Source organism: Amycolatopsis cihanbeyliensis (assembly GCF_006715045.1).
GTDB classification, from domain to species: domain Bacteria; phylum Actinomycetota; class Actinomycetes; order Mycobacteriales; family Pseudonocardiaceae; genus Amycolatopsis; species Amycolatopsis cihanbeyliensis.
Genome location: NZ_VFML01000001.1, coordinates 447014 through 465098, shown reverse-complemented (window position 1 = coordinate 465098; position 18085 = coordinate 447014). Strand labels below are relative to the sequence as shown.

The 18085-nt window shown below is 70.8% G+C and carries 19 protein-coding genes; 13 read left to right on the top strand and 6 right to left on the bottom strand.

The window, feature by feature from the left end; genetic code table 11:
* Window positions 1-36: 36 nt before the first annotated feature.
* Window positions 37-1002: a helix-turn-helix domain-containing protein gene (locus FB471_RS01785; protein ID WP_141995614.1), complete on the bottom strand. Its 966-nt coding sequence runs from the start codon at window positions 1000-1002 to the stop codon at window positions 37-39.
* Window positions 1003-1111: 109 nt separating this feature from the next.
* Between FB471_RS01785 and FB471_RS01780 the strand changes: the two genes are divergently transcribed.
* From FB471_RS01780 to FB471_RS34780, 6 genes are all read left to right on the top strand, one after another.
* Complete coding sequence (locus tag FB471_RS01780) at window positions 1112-1942, top strand: alpha/beta fold hydrolase (protein WP_141995613.1); 831 nt, start codon at window positions 1112-1114, stop codon at window positions 1940-1942.
* Window positions 1943-2029: 87 nt separating this feature from the next.
* Window positions 2030-2386 carry a winged helix-turn-helix transcriptional regulator gene (locus FB471_RS01775; RefSeq protein WP_141995612.1) on the top strand — a complete coding sequence of 119 codons (357 nt, stop codon included), beginning with the start codon at window positions 2030-2032 and terminating at the stop codon, window positions 2384-2386.
* Between the two features lie 43 nt (window positions 2387-2429).
* Window positions 2430-5207, top strand: a complete 2778-nt coding sequence (locus tag FB471_RS01770) for a DEAD/DEAH box helicase (RefSeq protein ID WP_141995611.1) — start codon at window positions 2430-2432, stop codon at window positions 5205-5207.
* A gap of 78 nt (window positions 5208-5285) precedes the next feature.
* Window positions 5286-5990 (top strand): DUF4333 domain-containing protein, encoded by a 705-nt coding sequence (locus tag FB471_RS01765; RefSeq protein ID WP_141995610.1) that lies wholly within the window; start codon window positions 5286-5288, stop codon window positions 5988-5990.
* A 42-nt stretch (window positions 5991-6032) separates the two neighbouring features.
* Window positions 6033-7235 (top strand): GNAT family N-acetyltransferase, encoded by a 1203-nt coding sequence (locus FB471_RS01760; RefSeq protein ID WP_141995609.1) that lies wholly within the window; start codon window positions 6033-6035, stop codon window positions 7233-7235.
* Between the two features lie 32 nt (window positions 7236-7267).
* Entirely contained in the window at window positions 7268-7672 is a 405-nt protein-coding gene (locus FB471_RS34780; RefSeq protein ID WP_246076202.1) for a DUF4333 domain-containing protein, read from the top strand.
* A 118-nt stretch (window positions 7673-7790) separates the two neighbouring features.
* Here FB471_RS34780 and FB471_RS01745 read toward each other — a convergent pair whose 3' ends face one another.
* A complete protein-coding gene (locus FB471_RS01745) occupies window positions 7791-8720 on the bottom strand; it encodes a 5'-3' exonuclease (protein WP_141995606.1) in 930 nt (309 codons plus the stop codon).
* 32 nt (window positions 8721-8752) lie between these two features.
* Complete coding sequence (locus FB471_RS01740) at window positions 8753-9607, bottom strand: NAD(P)H-binding protein (RefSeq protein ID WP_141995605.1); 855 nt, start codon at window positions 9605-9607, stop codon at window positions 8753-8755.
* A gap of 95 nt (window positions 9608-9702) precedes the next feature.
* Here FB471_RS01740 and FB471_RS01735 point away from each other — a divergent pair, with 95 nt between their 5' ends.
* Complete coding sequence (locus FB471_RS01735; RefSeq protein ID WP_141995604.1) at window positions 9703-10098, top strand: winged helix-turn-helix transcriptional regulator; 396 nt, start codon at window positions 9703-9705, stop codon at window positions 10096-10098.
* Window positions 10099-10292: 194 nt separating this feature from the next.
* Window positions 10293-11525: an MFS transporter gene (locus FB471_RS01730; protein WP_141995603.1), complete on the top strand. Its 1233-nt coding sequence runs from the start codon at window positions 10293-10295 to the stop codon at window positions 11523-11525.
* Between the two features lie 102 nt (window positions 11526-11627).
* Here the strand turns inward: FB471_RS01730 and FB471_RS01725 are convergent, their stop codons facing one another.
* Both FB471_RS01725 and FB471_RS01720 read right to left on the bottom strand, forming a co-directional pair.
* The gene (locus FB471_RS01725; RefSeq protein WP_281287378.1) at window positions 11628-13550 is read right to left on the bottom strand and encodes a Xaa-Pro dipeptidyl-peptidase; all 1923 of its coding nucleotides are present in this window, start codon (window positions 13548-13550) and stop codon (window positions 11628-11630) included.
* A 72-nt stretch (window positions 13551-13622) separates the two neighbouring features.
* A complete protein-coding gene (locus tag FB471_RS01720; RefSeq protein ID WP_141995602.1) occupies window positions 13623-14096 on the bottom strand; it encodes an OsmC family protein in 474 nt (157 codons plus the stop codon).
* Between the two features lie 150 nt (window positions 14097-14246).
* Here FB471_RS01720 and FB471_RS01715 point away from each other — a divergent pair, with 150 nt between their 5' ends.
* The 5 genes from FB471_RS01715 to FB471_RS01695 all read left to right on the top strand — a co-directional run bounded on the left by FB471_RS01715 (window position 14247) and on the right by FB471_RS01695 (window position 17580).
* Window positions 14247-15392, top strand: a complete 1146-nt coding sequence (locus tag FB471_RS01715) for a M24 family metallopeptidase (protein WP_141995601.1) — start codon at window positions 14247-14249, stop codon at window positions 15390-15392.
* Window positions 15389-15844 (top strand): Lrp/AsnC family transcriptional regulator, encoded by a 456-nt coding sequence (locus FB471_RS01710; RefSeq protein ID WP_141995600.1) that lies wholly within the window; start codon window positions 15389-15391, stop codon window positions 15842-15844. The genes FB471_RS01715 and FB471_RS01710 overlap by 4 nt, the downstream gene beginning before the upstream one ends.
* Window positions 15845-15865: 21 nt before the next feature.
* A complete protein-coding gene (locus tag FB471_RS01705) occupies window positions 15866-16108 on the top strand; it encodes a hypothetical protein (RefSeq protein ID WP_141995599.1) in 243 nt (80 codons plus the stop codon).
* Window positions 16095-16394, top strand: coding sequence for a hypothetical protein (locus FB471_RS01700; protein WP_141995598.1), 300 nt, complete (start codon window positions 16095-16097; stop codon window positions 16392-16394). The genes FB471_RS01705 and FB471_RS01700 overlap by 14 nt, the downstream gene beginning before the upstream one ends.
* A gap of 325 nt (window positions 16395-16719) precedes the next feature.
* Window positions 16720-17580 carry a phosphotransferase gene (locus tag FB471_RS01695; RefSeq protein ID WP_246076201.1) on the top strand — a complete coding sequence of 287 codons (861 nt, stop codon included), beginning with the start codon at window positions 16720-16722 and terminating at the stop codon, window positions 17578-17580.
* Window positions 17581-17626: 46 nt separating this feature from the next.
* Here the strand turns inward: FB471_RS01695 and FB471_RS01690 are convergent, their stop codons facing one another.
* On the bottom strand, window positions 17627-18013 hold the full coding sequence (locus tag FB471_RS01690; protein ID WP_141995597.1) for a winged helix-turn-helix transcriptional regulator: 387 nt from the start codon (window positions 18011-18013) through the stop codon (window positions 17627-17629).
* Between the last annotated feature and the right edge of the window lie 72 nt (window positions 18014-18085).

Below are 18085 nucleotides of genomic sequence, written 5' to 3'. Positions count from 1 at the left end.
GAACCCGATCCGCTACGCCCGCGCACACGGCCCTCGTCAGTACCCCTTGTCCGTGCGGAAGGTCCTGCGGTAGGCCGAGGGGGAGGTGCGCATGGCGCGGGTGAAGTGGTGCCGGAAGGTGATCGCGTTGTCGAATCCGACCGCCCTGGCGACCTCCTCGACGGGGGCGTCGGTGGTTTCCAGCAGGGCGAGGCCGGCCTGCACTCGTTGCTGGATCAGCCAGCGAATCGGGCTGGTCGCGGTGCACCTGGCGAAATGGCGCAGGTAGGTGCGGGTGGACATGGACGCCCGGCGGGCCAGTGTCCGCACGGTGATCGGTTCGGTGAGGTGCTCCAGCGCCCAGGTCATGCTCCTGGCGACGCGGTCGTCCTCGGCCTGGGCGGGTACCGGGCTCTCGATGTACTGTGCCTGCCCGCCGTCCCGGTGCGGCGGGACCACCAGCCGCCTGGCGACGGCGTTGGCGACGGAGGCGCCGTGGTCCTGCCGGACGATGTGCAGGCACAGATCCAGGCCGGCCGCGCAACCGGCGCTGGTCAGCACGTCCCGGTCATCGAGATAGAGCGGCCCGGGGTCCACCTGGACCCGCGGGTACCGGCGGCGTAGGAGGTCGGCGTAGCGCCAGTGTGTGGTGGCCCTGCGGCCGTCCAGCAGGCCGGCCCCGGCCAGTGCGAAGGCACCGGAGCAGATCGAGACGATCCGGGCGCCCCGCTGGTGGGCCAGGCGCAGGCCGGCGACGAGTTCCGGGCTGGGCTCGGCGGTCACGTCGGACACGCTCGGAATGATCACGGTCTGCGCGGCGGCAAGGGTATCCAGGCCGTGCGGGGTGGACAGGGTGGCGCCGCCGAGCACGCTGACCGAGCCCGGTCGTTCCGCGCAGACGCTGAGCCGGTACCAGTCCAGCTCGAGCTCGGGCCACACGAGGCCGAAGATCTCGATGACGATGCCGGTCTCGAACGAGGACATGCCCTCGTAGGCGAGCACGGACACGGTGGGAGCGGTCATGGCGAGATCTTAATGAAGATGGGCGGCAACGACACTCGTGCAGGTCAGCGCGGCCGGACATGATCGTGGTGTTCGATGCGCCGAATACGAGGATCACGAGGAGGCCGCCATGACCGACTGGCAGCTGGGCCGAACGTTCACTTCCCCGCAGGGCGAGATCCGCTGGGACGCCTTCGGCGCGGGTCCGCCGATCGTGCTGCTGCACGGCACGCCGAACTGGTCCTACATCTGGCGTAACGTGGTCGAGCACCTCGCGCCGCGGCACCGGGTGTACGTGTTCGACTGGCCCGGCTTCGGCAGCTCGGCGCGGTTCGCGGGGCAGAACATCTCCTGGGACGAGCAGGCTCGCAGGCTGCCCGAGCTGTTCGAGCACTGGGGGCTGGCCGCGCCGACCGTGGTGGCCTTCGACTTCGCGCCGATCTTCGCGCTGCGCGCGCACGTCTTCCACGGCCTGGAGGTGGGCGCGTTCGTGTTCGCCGACGCGGCGGTGATCCCGCCTTTCGTCACCGACTTCTCCCGCCTCGCGCGGGAGAACCAGGGCACGATGCGGCAGCTTCCGGTACACATCGCCGAGGGCATGATCGCGGCGCACCTCGCGCAGACGACCTACCGGCCGCTGGACCCGGAGATCTTCGAGGGGTACCTCGCGCCCTGGCGCGGCGCCGAGGGTGTCGCCGCGTACTGGCGGGCGGTCGCCCGCTACGACGAGGACCTCGCGGCGCCGCTGGTGCCGCGGTTGGCGGAGCTGTCGGTGCCGGTGCGCCTGCTGTGGGGTGACCACGACGCCTGGTTCCCGCGGGAGAAGGCCCGGGAGCTGGCCGCGGCCCTGCCCGGCGCGGAACTGCGGTTCCTCCCGCAGGCGGGGCATTTCTCGCCCGAGGACAACCCCCGCGCCTTCGCCGAGGAGTTGTTGGCCTTCGAGCGGGAGCGCCCCCGGTAGGATACGTACGACATGTACCCCGTTGGTTGTAGCGTAGTGTCGATTCGTATACTAACGCAGGTCAGGGCGGAATGAGGACGGGCACACATGCGCGACAGCGTGCGGAACACGGCGGAGCACTGCCCGGTCGAGGTGGCACTGGAGGTACTCGGCGGCAAGTGGAAACTGGTGATCGTCGAGCACCTGCGCGGCGGCACCCACCGGTTCGGCGAGCTGCGGCGGAGCATGCCGCGGATCACCCAGCGGATGCTGACCCGCCAGCTGCGCGAGTTGGAGACCGACGGCCTGGTGCGCAGGACGGTGTACCCGGAGGTGCCCCCGAAGGTGGAGTATGCGCTGACCGACCTCGGGCACAGCCTGGAACCGATCGTGGCGCGACTGCGCCGGTGGGGTGAGCGGTACGCCGTGGAACCGCTCGGCTCGCTTCCCGGCCCGGGAAAATGACCACCGCATGCGGAGCACGCCGCGGATATGGAACCCTGACGTCGTGGCCTCATCCACTTCACCCTCCCCTGCCGAGGCCTACGCGGGCTTCCGGCGCCGCGCCGCGTACCCGCAGCTGACCCGGTTCGCGGCCGAGGCGTCCTTCGAGTTCGACGAGTTCCAGCGGCAGGGCTGCGAGTCCCTCGAGGGCGGGCACGGCGTGCTGGTCTGCGCGCCGACCGGTGCCGGCAAGACGGTGGTCGGCGAGTTCGCCGTGCACCTCGCCCTCGCCGAGGGCCGCAAGTGCTTCTACACCACGCCGATCAAGGCGCTGTCCAACCAGAAGTACGGTGACCTCACCGAGCGTTACGGTTCGGACACGGTAGGGCTGCTCACCGGGGACACCTCGATCAACGGCAACGCGCAGATCGTCGTGATGACCACCGAGGTACTGCGCAACATGCTCTACGCGGGGTCGTCCACCCTGACCGACCTCGGGTACGTGGTCATGGACGAGGTGCACTACCTCGCCGACCGGTTCCGTGGCGCGGTCTGGGAGGAGGTCATCCTGCACCTGCCGGAGTACGTGCGGGTGGTCGGCCTTTCCGCGACCGTCAGCAACGCCGAGGAGTTCGGCGAGTGGCTGATCACCGTCCGGGGGGACACCACCGTGGTGGTGGACGAGCACCGGCCGGTGCCGCTCTGGCAGCACATGCTCGTCGGGAACCGGCTGTTCGACCTGTTCGCGACCAAGCAGGGCGAGCACGGGGACCAGGAGAGCCGGATCAACCCGGCCCTGCTGCGGCGCACCGAGGAGGTCGGCAGGCTGCACGCACCCGCGGGGATCCGTGGCCCACGCGGGCGCAAGGGCCAGTCGCGTGGCCCCCGGTTCCGCCCGCCGTCCCGGGTCGAGGTGGTGGATCGGCTCGATCGCGCGGGTCTGCTGCCGGCGATCGTGTTCATCTTCTCCCGGGCGGGCTGTGACGCCGCTGTCGGGCAGTGCGTGCGTTCCGGCCTGCGGCTGAACAGCCCGGAGGAGGTCGAGGAGGTCCGCCGCATCGTGCGCGAGCGCACCGCGGACCTGCCCGAGGGCGATCTTGGGGTGCTCGGCTACTGGGAGTGGCGGGAGGCACTGGAGCGCGGGGTCGCCGGGCACCACGCCGGCCTGCTGCCCGCGTTCAAGGAGACCGTCGAGGAGCTGTTCGTCCGGGGCCTGGTGAAGGCGGTGTTCGCCACCGAGACGCTCGCGCTCGGGATCAACATGCCTGCCCGCACCGTCGTGCTGGAGCGGCTGGTCAAGTACAACGGGGAAGCCCATGTGGACCTCACCCCCGGTGAGTACACCCAGCTCACCGGGCGGGCCGGCCGGCGCGGTATCGATATCGAGGGGCACGCGGTGGTGCTCTGGCAGCCGGGTGTGGACCCCAAACAGGTGGCCGGGCTCGCCTCGACCAGGACCTACCCGCTGCGCTCCTCGTTCCGGCCCGGCTACAACATGGCCATCAACCTGGTCGCGCAGCTCGGCGCGGCGCAGGCACGGGAGCTGCTGGAGCAGTCCTTCGCGCAGTTCCAGGCCGACCGGTCGGTGGTCGGCACGGCACGCCGGATCGAGCGGAACAGGGAAGCGCTCGACGGCTACGCCGAGGCCGTTACCGGCGACTTCCGGCAGATGCTCGAGTACGCCGAGCTGAGGAAGCGGATCTCGGATCGGGAGAAGGCGCTGGCCAAGCAGAACAGCGCCGCCCGCAGGGCGCAGACCAGCCGTTCTCTCGAGCAGCTGCGCAGGGGTGATGTGATCGCGGTGCCCGCGGGCCGCAGGGCGGGGCTCGCGGTGGTGATCGACCCCGGTCTCGATCCGCTGCACGAGCCGCGTCCCGTGGTGGTGACCGAGGATCGTTGGTCCGGCCCGCTGTCGGTATCGGACTTCCCGGCGCCGGTGGAGGCACTCGGCAGGGTCCGGCTGCCCAAACATGTCGAGCTGCGCTCGCCGAAGACGCGCAGGGATATCGCCTCGACCCTGCGCAACACCGGGATCAGCAAGCCGGGCCGGCAGCGGCGGCGCTCCGGTGCGAACGAGGACGAGGAGCTGGCCGACCTGCGGCGGGCCATGCGGGCGCATCCCTGCCATGGCCTCGCCGAGCGGGAGGCGAACCTGCGCTGGGTGGAGCGGTACCAGCGGCTCACCGCGGAGACCGAGCAACTCGAGCGCAAGGTCGCCGCCACGACCCACTCGCTGGCCAGGGCGTTCGACCGGATCCGGGCGTTGCTCACCGAGCGCGGGTACCTGGTCGAGGAGGAACAGGACGGGGAGACGAAAGCCAGCGTGACCGAGCACGGTCAGCGGCTCGCCCGGCTGTACAGCGAGTCCGACCTGCTGGCGGCCGAGTGCATCCGGCACGGGGTCTGGGACGGGCTCAAGCCACCCGAGCTCGCCGCCGTCGTGTCCGCGCTGGTCTTCGAGGCGCGCAGGGACGCGGCGGGGGAGCCCCGCGTGCCTTCCGGATCGGTTCCCCAGGCGTGGCAGGAGACCGTGCGGTTGTGGTCGGAGCTGGCCGAGGACGAGCGCAGGCACCGGCTCGACCGGACCAGGGAGCCGGACGCCGGGTTCGCCTGGCCGGTGTACCGCTGGGCCCGCGGCGAGTCGCTGGAGAAGGTGCTCACCTCGGCCGAGGCCAACGGGCAGGAGCTGTCCGCGGGGGACTTCGTGCGCTGGTCTCGGCAGGTGATCGATCTGCTCGACCAGATCCGGGACGTGCTGGGCAAGAAGAGCCCGGTCGGCGCCGCCGCGGCGGATGCGGTGCGTTCGCTGCGGCGCGGTGTTGTCGCGGCGGGTGAAACGTGATGGCCTTTACGTGTGCGGAACCACCCTCTGTGGTTGGATTTCGCACGACCTGACATCTACTGGCGGAGGCGACGAACGATGAGCACGCCGTACGGAGGAAACGACCCGCAGCAGTGGGGGCAACAACCCTACGGCTCGGGAGATCCTTCGGGGCCACCCTCCGGTGGCTTCCCCGGCCAGCCCGCCCAACCTGGTCAACCGGGTCAACCACAGCCGGGCTACGGCCAACCGGGCTATGGCCAGCAGCCGGGCCAGCCGCCTCCCGGTTACGGGCCGCCCCCTGGCTACGGGCAGCAGCCCCCACCGGGGTACCCGCAGCAGCAGCCACCGCCCGGGTACGGTCAGCCTCCCTACGGCCAGCAGCAACCTCCTCCCGGCTACGGCCAGCCGGGCCAGCCAGGCCAGTTCGACTACGGTCCGCCCGGGTACGGCCCACCGCCCGGTGGCCAGCCCGGCAAGTCGAACAAGGGACTGTGGTTCACCATCGGCGGAGTGGTCGTCGTGGTCGCGCTGGCCGCGGTGGCCCTGTTCGTCTGGCCGGGGTGGGCCATGCCGGGCAAGACCTTCGACAACGCCGCGATGGAACGCGACATCCCGGGCGTGATCAGCGACAACTATCCCGTCCAGGGCACGGTGGAGAGCGTGTCGTGCCCGGCCGACCAGCCGGTCAAGGAGGGGCACACCTTCGAATGCGACATCACGATCGGTGGTCAGCAGCAGAAGGTCTCGATCACGGTGGTCGACGAGGCGGAAGGCAAGTACGAGGTCGCGATGCCGCAGTAAACCGGTGGCCGCCATCGCCCGGTGGCGACCACTATGGCCACCATGAGTGATCACACCGTCCAGGTGCTGCGGGGCGAGGACGACCTGCGCGCCGCGTACGACCTGCTCCGGCACGGCCTGCATGCCCCGCCCGCCTCCGCGGAGGACTGGCAACGCGTCCGGGGCGCCTACCAGGAAGGCAACACGCTCGGCGTCTTCGACGACACGCTCATCGGCACCGCCCGGTTCTTCGATTCCGAGCTCGTCCTGCCCGGCGGCGACCGGGTACCGATGGCGGCGGTGACCGGCGTCGCGGTACGGCCCAACCGCACGCGGCGGGGTGTGCTGACCGAACTCATGCACACCCAGCTCACCGACCTGGCCGAACGCGGGGTGCCGGTCGCCGGGTTGGTCGCCTCGGAAGGCCTGATCTACGGCCGGTTCGGCTACGGGATCGCCACCACGAGCCGCTCCTACACGGTGGATCGGCGTCGGGCGGTGCCCCGGCCGGACCTCCCCCTCGGCGGCGAGGTCGAGCTGTTCGACCTGGACACCGCGCTGGAGTGGTTGCCGGCCGTGTACCGGGACCTGGCGCCGCGCTGGCCGGGAATGATGACCCGCGGCCGGTACTGGTGGCCCGCGGGCGGCGTGTTCATGGGGCGTACGGAGAATCCGGTCACCGTGGCTGTCCACCATGGCCCCGGTGGTGCCGACGGGTACGCCGTCTACCAGGTGGATCGGTCCGACCCGCGGCACGGGGCCGTGCTCAAGCTGATCGACTTCCACTACGGCTCGTTCTCCGCCTTCGCCGGTATCTGGCGGTACCTGCTCGGGGTGGACCTGGTGGCCGAGATCGAGGCCTCGGCGCGCCCCCGGGACGAGTACGCCGAACTGCTGTTCACCGACCCCCGCGCGGTGCGGGCCACCGGTGCCGGGGACGACATCTGGCTGCGGCTGGTGGACGTGCCCGGGGCGTTGCGCGCGCGGGAACGCGGGCAGGGAACCGTGGTGCTGGAGGTGGTGGACCCGTTGCTGGAAAGCAACTCGGGGCGTTACCTCGTGTCGGCAGGGGAGGTGTCGAAGGTGACGACGCCCGCCGGACTCCGGCTGAACGTGGACACCCTCGCGATGATCTACCTCGGTGGCTGGCGCCCCTCGGCGCTGGCCGAGGCCGGGCGGATCGAGGTCGCCGACCCGGCGGCCGTGGTGGCCGCGGACAGCCTGTTCGCGACGCGCCGGGCGGCCTGGTGCGGTACCTTCTTCTGACCTGTTGACGATCAAACTGTCGGGGTGCGGGCGTGCGGTTGCGTGTAGTGCTGCTGCTGGCGGTCGCCGGCGTGCTGCTGGGCGCGGGCTGTGACCAGGGAAGCGGCGAGGACGGTGGGCAGGAGACGCCGGCCGCCAGTTCCACCACCAGCGCGAACTCGGCCAGCAGCGGCCGCGACAGCACGCCGGCCACGACCACCACGCACTCGCCGTTGCCGACGGTGTTCGACCGGCAGGCCATGCAGGAGTCGGTGCGGAAGGTGCTCACCGAGAGCTACGGGCTGGCGGACGTGACGAACGTGAGCTGTCCCTCCGGCCGGCCGGTCGAGGTCGGCAGCACTTTCGAATGCGCGGTGCGGGTGGCGGGCGAGCCCAAGACGGTCACCATCACGGTCACCAGCGAGGACGCCGAGTACGAGGTCAGCGCACCCCACTAGCCACCCGCCGGGGTGTGCCCTGAACGTGGCTTTCCGGACGCTCAGAGTTGCGAACGGCACATCTGGGACATCTGACGTCGCTAACGCCACGTTCAGGGCTTTCTGGGGTCCGGCGTGCTCAGCCGGGGAAGGCGTCCAGCAACCGTTGCACCGAACCGCCGAGGTTCCACCGCTCGCCGAGTTCCAGCGCGCGCTCCGGGTCGGTGGGCGCGGCCGGCACCCGATCCGGGCGGGAGAACTCCACCGGGGCGTCCGGCGCCACCTGGACCACGGTGGGCGCCACGGCGAGATACTCCGCCGCCTCGGCGAGCCGCAGTCGGGTCTTGGGGGGCACCCGCGGATCACCTTCGGCCGCGGCGCCGATCAGCGCCTCCAGCGAGCCGAACTGGCTGATCAGCTTCGCCGCGGTCTTCTCGCCGATCCCGGCGACCCCGGGTAGCCCGTCCGAGGGGTCGCCGCGCAGGGCGGCCATGTCGGCGTACGCCGGGCCGGCGTTGGCTTCCGGCACCGCGTACTTGGCGGCGATCTCCGCGGGGCCGAGCGGTTCCGCCTTGTTCCAGCCCTTGCCGAGGTAGTACACGGTGACCGGGCTCGGCTCGGTGCGTACCAGCTGGAACAGGTCGCGGTCGCCGCTGATCACCTCGACCGGGTCGGTCGACTCCCGCGCCACCAGGGTGCCGATCACGTCGTCGGCCTCGTACCCGGCCGCCTCGGCGGTGGCCAGCCCGACCGCCTCCAGCACCTCGAGGATGATCGGCACCTGCGGGCTCAGCGCGTCCGGGACGACCTCCACATCACCGGTCTCGGCTACCCGGTGCGCCTTGTAGCTGGGTAACAGGTCCACTCGGAACTGTGGCCGCCAGTCCGCGTCCAGGCAGGCGACCAGCCGTCCTGGTCGACGGTCGGCGAGGATCCTGGCCACCGTGTCGGTGAACCCGCGCACGGCGTTCACCGGGGTGCCGTCCGGAGCGGTCAGCGAGTCCGGAAGGGCGTAGAACGAACGGAAGTACATGCTCGCGGCGTCGAGCAGGGCCAGCGGTGCGGTCACCGGCACAGCCTGCCACACCCGGCCGCGAGTCCTCAGCGGAAGTCGTCGGCGTGGTCGGCGACCCATTCCCGGAAGGTGCGCGCAGGCACCCCGGTGACCCGCTCGACCGTGTCGGTGACCGGGAGGAGTTCGGTCCGCGTGCGGGCGAGCCCTTCCAGGTACACCTCGGCGAAGGAATCCGGGAGCCAGCGCAGCAACCCCTTGCGTGCGGTGTCGGGGGAGACCTCCTCCCAGCGCACCGGCCTGCCGATCACCTCACCGATGATCCGGGCCTGCTCGACCTGGGTCAGCTGTTCCGGCCCGGTCAGCTCGTAGGCCGCTCCCGCGTGCCCGCTCCTGGTCAGCGCGGCCACCGCCACCGCCGCGATGTCCCGCTCGTGGATCAGCGTCATCGTGGCCGCGCCGTGGACGCCGGGTACCGCGCCCTCGCGGACGTACGGCGCCCAGTTCAGCAGGTTGGTCGCGAAACCGTACGGGCGCAGGAAGGTCCATTCCAGGCCGGATCGGCGGATCGCCTGCTCGACCCCGGCATGCAACTCGCCGATCCGGCCGAGCCCTTCGGCGTTCTCGGGCTGCACCGCGGCGGAGGAGAGGAACACCAGCCTGCGCACATGCCGGGCCAGGGCCGCCAGCACGCCGGTCGCGGGTCCGGCGTCGGGCAGCGGCCACATCAGGAACGCCGCCTCGACACCGGTCGCGGCGGCATCCAGGCTCTCCGGCGTGGAGAGGTCGCCCCGCACCGGAGTCACCCCCGGCGGCAACGTGGCGCTCGCCGGATCGCGAACCAGGGCGCGCACTGGCCTACCGCCCGCCCGCAGTTGCGTGGCCACCTGCCCGCCTACGTGGCCGGTGGCGCCGATGACCAGGACCGGAGTGTGCTCGGACATCGAGTTTCCTCTCGTCATGCTGTGCACAAGGCGACGCTTACCCTAGGTTCGCCACTGAGTATTGGTAAGTACATACTTTTGGGTAAGCTTCAACCGTGGACGTAGGTGCGCAGGTGAGCCAGGCGGAGCCGGGGATCGAGGGTGACGCGTTCAACGCCGACTGCCCGGGTCGGACCGTGCTGAACCACGTGACCAGCCGGTGGGGAACGCTGATCCTGGTGTCGCTCAGCGAGGGCCCGATGCGCTTCTCCACGCTGCGCGACCGCATCGGGGGCATCAGCGAGAAGATGCTGGCGCAGAATCTGCGGGTCCTGGCCAGGGACGGATTCGTCGAACGCACGGTGGAGCCGAGCACCCCACCGAAGGTCAGCTACGCGCTTACCGAACTCGGTACGGAAGTGACGTTCTACTTACACGGGTTGATGGGTTGGATCCGTTCCCGCGTAGGGGATATCGTTTTCGCCCAACGGCACCATGACGCACACACATAGTGCCCGATGATTCGTTGCAAAGTGCACTTTGCAAACGTTCCTGGCTGTTCTAGCGTGTTTTAGGTGGCTGGGCAGAAACGACTCCGTGCGTGCCGCATCCGGTTGTGGCGAGGCCACGAGCGTGAGTCGTGAGGGCGGCTGCCGAACCGCACGGCTGTTGCCGAAGACTCCGGCCGTCCCGGCGCATCCCGCAGGTGGTCCCGTTACTGGCGGTGCTCGCGGCGGCCGGGATCTCCGCGGTCGGGTCCGCCATGACGATGGTCGCCATCCCCTGGTTCGTGCTGGACGCCACCGGCAGCGGGTCGATGACCGGTGCCGTGGCGGCCGCCGAGACGGTGGGGCTGCTGCTGTCCTTCTCGGTCGCCGGCACCCTGGTCGACCGGCACGGGCCGCGGCGGATCAGCGTGCTCGCCGACCTGCTGACCGTGCCCGTGGTACTGGCCGTGCCGCTGTTCGACGCCACCGTGGACCTGCCCCTTCCGGCACTGGCGGCGATGGCGTTCGGGATCGGGCTCGGCAGGGCGCCCTCGCGCACCGCGAAACAGGTGCTGCTGCCGGATGCCATCGCGCGCGCGGGAACCAGTGTGGAACGGGCGACCGCCGCGCTGGAAAGCGCGCACCGGGTCGGCGACCTGTTCGGCGCGCTCGCCGCCGGGGCGCTGATCACCGTGCTGGGAGCCGCACGGGTGCTGTTGCTGGACGCCGCGACGCTGTTCCTCGCGGCGAGCCTGATCGCCCTGCTGGTGCCGGCGAGACTCGCCGAGCGGCAGGACCGCCGGGAGCGTCAGGGTTACCTCGCCGACCTGCGCGAGGGCGCCCGCCAGCTGCGAGGAGACCACCTGCTGCTGTGGGTCGCCGGGCTGTGCGCCGGGATCAACGCGCTGTTCGTCGGCCTCTACTCGGTGCTGGTGCCCGCCTACGGCGCCAGGGTGTGGCAGAACAGCGCGCTGGTCGGCGTGGTGATCGCCGCCGTGGGCGCGGGTGGCCTGCTCGGCGCCTTGCTCTACGGCTGGCTCGGCGGGCGCTTCGGCCGCCGAGCCATCTTCAGCGGGTGCTTCCTGCTCTGCGGGGCGCCGACCTACGGGGTGCTCGCCGCCAACCCGCCCGCGGTCGTGATGGTCGTGCTGCTGACCCTGTGCAGCTTCGGTGTCGGGCCGCTGAACCCGGTACTGGCCGGGTTGATGTACGAGCGAGTTCCGGTGGCGCTGCGCGGCAGGGTGTTCGGTGCCCTCTACACCGGGGCGATCGCCGCCATGCCGCTGGGCGCCTTGCTGGCCGGTGCGCTGCTGGACTGGATCGGGCTCCGACCCGCCGTGCTGGTCCTCGGCGGGATCTGCCTCGCGGTTGCCTGTTGCCCCCTGATGTTCCGCACCTGGCGGGAGATGGACGCGCCACCGAACCCGGCCGCGCTCGCCGCGCCCGGCTGACCCCGTTCAGTGCTTGTCCCTCAACGCGCGACGTGGGCTCCGCCACGCGCGTTCTTCCACTCGCCTCAAGCGACGAACTCCAGTTCAGGAGCAGGCTCTCACTCAGCGGAACTCGGCGACGGTCGGTTCCGGTGGCAGCCGATCGGGCCGGACCACCGGCGGCTGCCCCGAACCTGCCCGCGGGGTGGTCGTGGCCGGGATTCGTACGCTGGTGCGGCTCAGGTCGATACGCACGGCGGAGGGGTCGGCCGGTGCGATGCTGAACCCGCGGTCGGTACCCGCGATGATCAACCCGAGGTGGTGACCTCGCGGTATCACGTGGTCGGTCGCGGAGAGCCGGAAGGTCATCCGGTAGTTCCTACCCGGTTCGAGCGGGCGCGACTCGCGCAGCGAGGCGTGGTTGGCCAGGTCCGCCCAGCCCCGGGCGATCACCTCCAGATCCACCCCGGTCGTCGTGGTCTCGGTGTCCCGGTAGCACGGGTCGTCGCCCGGTCGGGTCGCGCCCCAGCAGGACTCGGTGCCCAGGGTGCGGATGCCCTCACCGGGCCCGAGGTAGTCCCGGACGGTCGCCGGGCCGTAGTCGACGAGGGCGGCGCTGAGGTGCGCGGTCGGGGTGGACGGGCTGGCGGTCACCGTGATCGAGGAGCTCCCCGCGATGTGCAGGTCCGCGCGCAGCGGCCCGGACTCGTACAGCACCCGCTCCGCCGAGGGCTCGCCTGGCCGCGCGGCCCAGTCCCGCACGCCCTTGCTGGGGTCGTCGGTGAACGCGGCGGCCGAACCCGGCTCCGGCCGCTCGGTGCCCAACGTGCCCAACCCCGGTTGGGCCCCTGGGTTCGGCCACAGCGTGGCCGTCTCCCGCACCGGCCAACTGCGCTGCTGGACCCACGTGTCCGGTTCCCGCTCGATGCTGGCCATCGGTTCCCGCTCGATGCCATTGTTGATGTCGAGCAGCCACCGATCGAACCAGCGGTGCAGGGTGTGCACCCACTCGGCGCGGCGGAAGTCGAACGGGTCCACGTGCCCGGTCTGCGACAGCCATAGCTTGCGCGGCACCCGCAGGGACTCCCACCACTGCCCGAGGTGCCGCATCTTGACGTTCAGGTCACCGAGGCCGTGCACGGCGAATACGCTCGCCCTGACCTTGCCCGCGTCCCGGACGTAGTCCCGTTCGGTCCACAGTGGAGTCACATCACCGTTTGCCGGTGCCCCTTCGACCAGTTCCCGGTGCACCGCCGAGCAGCGTTTCGACGCCTCCGGCGACTCGATGCGGCGGCCGAGGCTCACCGGCTGCCGCGGGTACGAGCCGTAGCCGAACGCGACCCCGTCCGAGCGGAAGTAGTCGTACCAGGAGCTGATCGCGGCGATCGGCACGATCGTGCGCAGGCCGCGGACCCCGGTGGCGGCCACCCCGTTGGCCACGGTGCCGTCCCAGGACTTGCCGATCATCCCGACCGCGCCGCTGGACCAGTCGGCCCGCACCGGCTCGCCGCCGTCACCGTAGCCTGCCGCGCGCCCGTTCAACCAGTCGACCACGGCCTTGCCGGTGGCGACCTCCGCGCGGCCGCCGACATCGAGGCAACCCTGCGAACGGTTGGTGCCCGCCAGGTCCACCAGCACCACCGCATACCCCCGCGGCACGAAGTAGTTGTCGTAGAACAGCGGGAAACCCAGCGGGCGGTCCTGCGCGTCGTAGGTCTTGCGCTCGCTCTCGTTGCCCCGCCCGAGGTTGCCGTAGTACGGGCTGGCATCCATGATCACCGGTACCTCGATCCCGGCGCGGGCGGCCTCGGCGGGCCGGATCACGTCCGCCGCCACCCGGTCGGTACGGCCGTCGCCGTCGGCGTCCAGCCCGGTGTCCACCCACACCCGCTCGCGGATCGCGTCCGCGTAGGAGTAGACCGGCTGGCTCACGCCGTCCCGGGTGACGAACGACGGCGGGGCGGCGCCTGCGGGCACCGGGACCGTCAGCACACCGAGGACCAGCACCAGCAACGCGGCGAGCACGCGCGACGCGGACCAGTTCACCACTGCCTCCCAGAGTCTCGTTCCGACCGTAGGGAGTGCGACACCGCATGCGGCAGGGCCAATCGTCGGGACTCAGCTTCCGGCGGGGGTGATGGTCGGCTCGTGCCGCACCGGGAAGTTCACCGAGTTGGCGATGAAGCAGGCGCGGTGTGCGTCCTCGTGCAGCCCGATCGCGGTCCGGACCATGTCCGGGGACTCGACCGTGATCTCGGGCCGGAGCACGACCTCGGTGAACTGGCCACCGGTGCCGGCTTCGGTCATCGAACCGGACGCCCGGTCGAGGTACTCGGTGACCACGACCCCCGCGGTGGCGCACAGATGCAAGTACCAGAGCATGTGGCACTGGGACAGCGAGGCGACCAGTAGCTGCTCGGGGTTCCAGCGGGAGGCGTCACCGCGGAACGCGGGGTCGGCACTGCCCGTGATCGGGTCGACCCCGTCCGCGGTGACCTCGTGCTCGCGCCCGAAGTCGCGGTACCCGCTGGTGCCGCTGCCCCGGTCGCCGGTCCAGGTGACCACGACTCGGTAGTGGTGCGACCGCTCCATACCCGCTTGTCCTTTCCGTCCGGAGGCGCTGACGCGCCACTGTTGCCCACGAAGTTCCCCCAGATCCTGCGGGAACGAGCCACTCTTGGCACGCGGGTTCTCGTGCCGGGCAGCGGCACGGGCGGTTTCGGTTCCGGCTACGCTCGGGCCATGTCGCGTCGTTCTTTGCACACCCCAGCCCCTGATGTTGCCAGCCTGCGCGCGCGGATCAACCGCGCGAAGGCGGCCGCGGCGAAGGCGGACACCGACGCCCTGCTGATCGCGCCGGGCTCGGACCTGCGGTACCTGATCGGTCAGGCAGGTGGTTCCTTCGAGCGGCTGACCACCCTCGTGGTGCCGGCCGGTGACGCCGCCCCCGCGCTGGTGCTGCCCCGGCTCGAGGCGCCGGGGTATGCCGACGTGCCCACCGACGAACTCGGCGTGGAGATGCTGACCTGGGTGGACGGCGAGGACCCCTACCGGCTGGTCGGTGAACGCCTCGGCGGGGCGGGCCGGATCGCGGTGAGCGACACCATGGTGGCCCTGCACGTGCTCGCGCTGCGGGACACGCTCGGTGACACCGAGCAGGCGCTCGCCGGGCCGATCCTGCGTGAGCTGCGGATGCGCAAGGACGCGGCCGAGATCGCCGCGCTGCGTACCGCGGGCTCCGCTATCGACCGGGTGCACGCCAGGATGGGGGAGTGGCTGCGGCCGGGCCGTACCGAGGCCGATGTCGGGGCCGACATCACCGCGGCGATCGTGGAGGAGGGGCACGTGCATGCCGATTTCGTCATCGTCGGCTCCGGGCCGAACGGGGCGAGCCCGCACCACGACGTCTCGGACCGGGTGATCGAGCGCGGTGACGTGGTCGTGGTGGACATCGGTGGGCCGATCCCGGAGGGCTACAACTCCGACTCCACTCGCACCTATGCCGTCGGCCAGCCGCGGGACGCCGACGTCGCGGACACCTACGCGGTCCTGCAGGAGGCGCAGCGGGCGGCGGTGACCGCGGTCCGACCCGGCGCGAGCGCGCAGGACATCGACGCCGCGGCCCGCGTCCCCATCACCGAGGCCGGGTTCGGCGAGTACTTCATCCACCGCACCGGCCACGGCATCGGCCTCGACGTGCACGAGGAGCCCTACATCATGGGCGGCAACGACCTCGCGCTCGAGGAGGGCATGGCCTTCAGCGTCGAGCCGGGTATCTACCAGGACGGCCGGTGGGGCGCTCGGATCGAGGACATCGTGGTGGTCACCGCGGACGGCGTCGAGGCGCTGAACAACCGCCCGCACGAACTCGTCGTGCTCGACCAATGAGCACTGGTTCGCTCGAGCCGCTCGACCAGGCCATCGCGCGGGAGCTTGCGGCGGACGGCAGGCGTAGCTTCACCGATCTCGCCGAGCGCGTGGGACTCTCGGTCTCGGCCGTGCACCAGCGGGTACGCAGGCTGGAGCAACGCGGTGTGATCAAGGGATACACCGCGCGGTTGGATGGGGAGCAGATCGGCCTGCCGCTCACCGCGCTGATCTCGCTCACCCCGAACGATCCCGGCGCCCCGGACGACTACCCGCAACGGCTGGAGCACATCAGCGAGATCGAGTCCTGCTATTCGGTGGCCGGCGACGAGTCCTACATCCTGCTGGTGCGGGTGGCCTCACCGCTGGCCCTGGAGGACCTGCTGCGCAGGATCCGCGAGTCGGCCAAGGTGTCCACCCGCACCACCGTGGTGCTGTCCACGCCGTTCGAGGGACGTTCACCGACCCTGTGATGTCGCGGTACGATCATTGGTATGGCAACACGTAAGGTGACCCTGTCGCTCGACACCAGCGCGCTGGAGTTCGCGGAGCGGGCCGCGAAGGCGGACGGGATCTCGGTGTCCTCCTGGTTGTCGAAAGCCGCCCGCAGGGAAGCCGTACGCACCGGGTACACCCAGCGCTGCACGCGGCCCGGTGCGCCGGACGGCACCGACCTCGCCGCGTCGGACGAGGCCGAACTCGCGGCGGCGGAAGCGGAGTTGCGTGCGCAGGGGTGAGATCTGGACCTACCATCCACCCACGGAGCAAGCCCGGTCGCGCACGGTGCTGGTGCTGTCCTCGGACGGCGTGAACGACTCCGAGCGGCCATGGCTGCTGGGTACCGAGTTGCTCGAACAAGACCCGCAGGACATCCTCGGTGTACCGCTGGACGGGCGATACTGGATTTCTACGCTGGGTATCACTCGCCTGTACCGTCCGTGGCTGAACGAGCAGGTCGCGGAGATCGACCAGGACACGCAGGAACGGGTGGACGTCGCCCTGCGGGCCGCGCTCGACCTCTGAGCTGTCCCGGGGCCACCTCCCCGGTGCCGCCCGGCACTGAGCCGATTTCGGGTGAGATTTTCGCGACACGTGTTTGTTACCCTTTTTCCGGGACTTCCGGCCCTATTTCTCCCCGGTCGTGTCAGGTTCGCTGGTACGACCCCACGAGTAGGGGGTGCCGATGCACGGAAAAGCCGGAAACCCGGCGACCTTCCGGTCGGCGGAACGGGCGAGTGAAATGCTGGCCCCGGACACTTCCCTCGCCATTCCCGCGCAGGTTCGGATGCACGGGAATCGAGATGCGGAAACAGCACGTGCAGACAGTTCCGGGGCACGGTTGGACGCGGTGCGAGCCGTGCTCGCCGACGCCTGTGCCGAGGCCGGGCTGACCACCAGGGACGCCACGCTCGTCCGGCTGGTCGGCAACGCGGTCTTCCGCCTCCCGCACGACCGGGTGTACGTCAAGATCACTCTCACCCCGCGACTGGCGCACCGGGCCGGCAACGCCGTCGTCGCCGCCCGGCTGCTGGCCGAGCACGGTATACCCGCGGTCCGCCCGGTTGGCGAGCTGCGCCAACCGGTCCTCGTGGGCGGGTACGCGGTGACCTTCTGGCACGAGGTGGCCGGCGGCACCGAGCCGACGACCGCCGAGCTCGGCCGGCTGCTGCTCGGCATGCATCGGCTACCGGTCGGCACCTCCGGGCTTTCCCGCTGGGATCCGTTGCCGGACCTGCGGCACCGGCTGCGGGACGCGGGCGGATGGCCCGCCTCCGACCTGGCGTTCCTCGCCGCCCGATGCGATGCGGTGGCGGCGGCCCTTCCGAAGTTGCGCTACGTACTGCCGGCCGGGGTGGTGCACGGCGACGCGCGGCTGGGGAACCTGCTTGCCGGCCCGGATGGCCCGGTGCTGTGCGACTTCGACACCACCGGCATCGGCCCGGTCGAATGGGACCTGGTGCCCGCGGCCGTCGCGCAGCTCCGCTTCCACGACGCGCGGCGCCTGCACGACGACCTCGCCGCCGCCTACGGTTTCGACGTCACCCGCTGGGAGGGTTTTCCGGTGCTGCGTGAGTTGCGCGAGCTGAAGCTGGTCGCGTCCGCACTGCCGATCGCGCACGGCGACCCCGAGCTGCTGGCGCAACTGCGCCACCGGCTGCGTACCTTCCGGAACGGGGACACCACCGCCCGGTGGACGCGGTACCGGTGACGCCGGCCCCGGCCGGGAGCCGTGGAAGAAAGCACCGCACTTCCGCCTACCGAGACTGCCGCGCGGTGGAGAACTCGTCGGCCTCCGCGCGGGCGGCGAGGATACGCCCGACATTGCGTTCCGACCAGTCCGCGATCGCCGTGATCGGCGTGCGCAGGGAGCGCCCCAGTTCGGTGAGTTCGTAGGTCACTTTCGGGGGGATCTCCGGGTGCACGGTTCTGGTCAGCAGGCCGTCTCGTTCCAGGGCACGCAAGGTCTGGGTGAGCACCTTCGGCGCGACCCCGCCGATCCCGGTGCGCAGCCGGGTGAACCGCAGCGGGCCGTCGGCGAGCAGGGTCACCACGAGCACGGTCCACTTGTCCCCGATGCGGTCCAACACCACGCGGGTGGGGCAGTTCGGATCGGTCAGATCACCTCTGGACTCGGTAACCATGAGGTACCTATAGCACGTTGAAGTACTCGATAACCAGTGGTTACCGTCCAGGTACGTAGCCTGAAGGAAGGA

Bases quoted from the DNA above. Each gene is read 5' to 3' on its own strand.
- FB471_RS01785 (WP_141995614.1), bottom strand. From the start codon at position 1,002: ATGACCGCTCCCACCGTGTCCGTGCTCGCCTACGAGGGCATGTCCTCG.
- FB471_RS01780 (WP_141995613.1), top strand. From the start codon at position 1,112: ATGACCGACTGGCAGCTGGGCCGAACGTTCACTTCCCCGCAGGGCGAG.
- FB471_RS01775 (WP_141995612.1), top strand. From the start codon at position 2,030: ATGCGCGACAGCGTGCGGAACACGGCGGAGCACTGCCCGGTCGAGGTG.
- FB471_RS01765 (WP_141995610.1), top strand. From the start codon at position 5,286: ATGAGCACGCCGTACGGAGGAAACGACCCGCAGCAGTGGGGGCAACAA.
- FB471_RS01760 (WP_141995609.1), top strand. From the start codon at position 6,033: ATGAGTGATCACACCGTCCAGGTGCTGCGGGGCGAGGACGACCTGCGC.
- FB471_RS01740 (WP_141995605.1), bottom strand. From the start codon at position 9,607: ATGTCCGAGCACACTCCGGTCCTGGTCATCGGCGCCACCGGCCACGTA.
- FB471_RS01720 (WP_141995602.1), bottom strand. From the start codon at position 14,096: ATGGAGCGGTCGCACCACTACCGAGTCGTGGTCACCTGGACCGGCGAC.
- FB471_RS01715 (WP_141995601.1), top strand. From the start codon at position 14,247: ATGTCGCGTCGTTCTTTGCACACCCCAGCCCCTGATGTTGCCAGCCTG.
- FB471_RS01710 (WP_141995600.1), top strand. From the start codon at position 15,389: ATGAGCACTGGTTCGCTCGAGCCGCTCGACCAGGCCATCGCGCGGGAG.
- FB471_RS01705 (WP_141995599.1), top strand. From the start codon at position 15,866: ATGGCAACACGTAAGGTGACCCTGTCGCTCGACACCAGCGCGCTGGAG.
- FB471_RS01690 (WP_141995597.1), bottom strand. From the start codon at position 18,013: ATGGTTACCGAGTCCAGAGGTGATCTGACCGATCCGAACTGCCCCACC.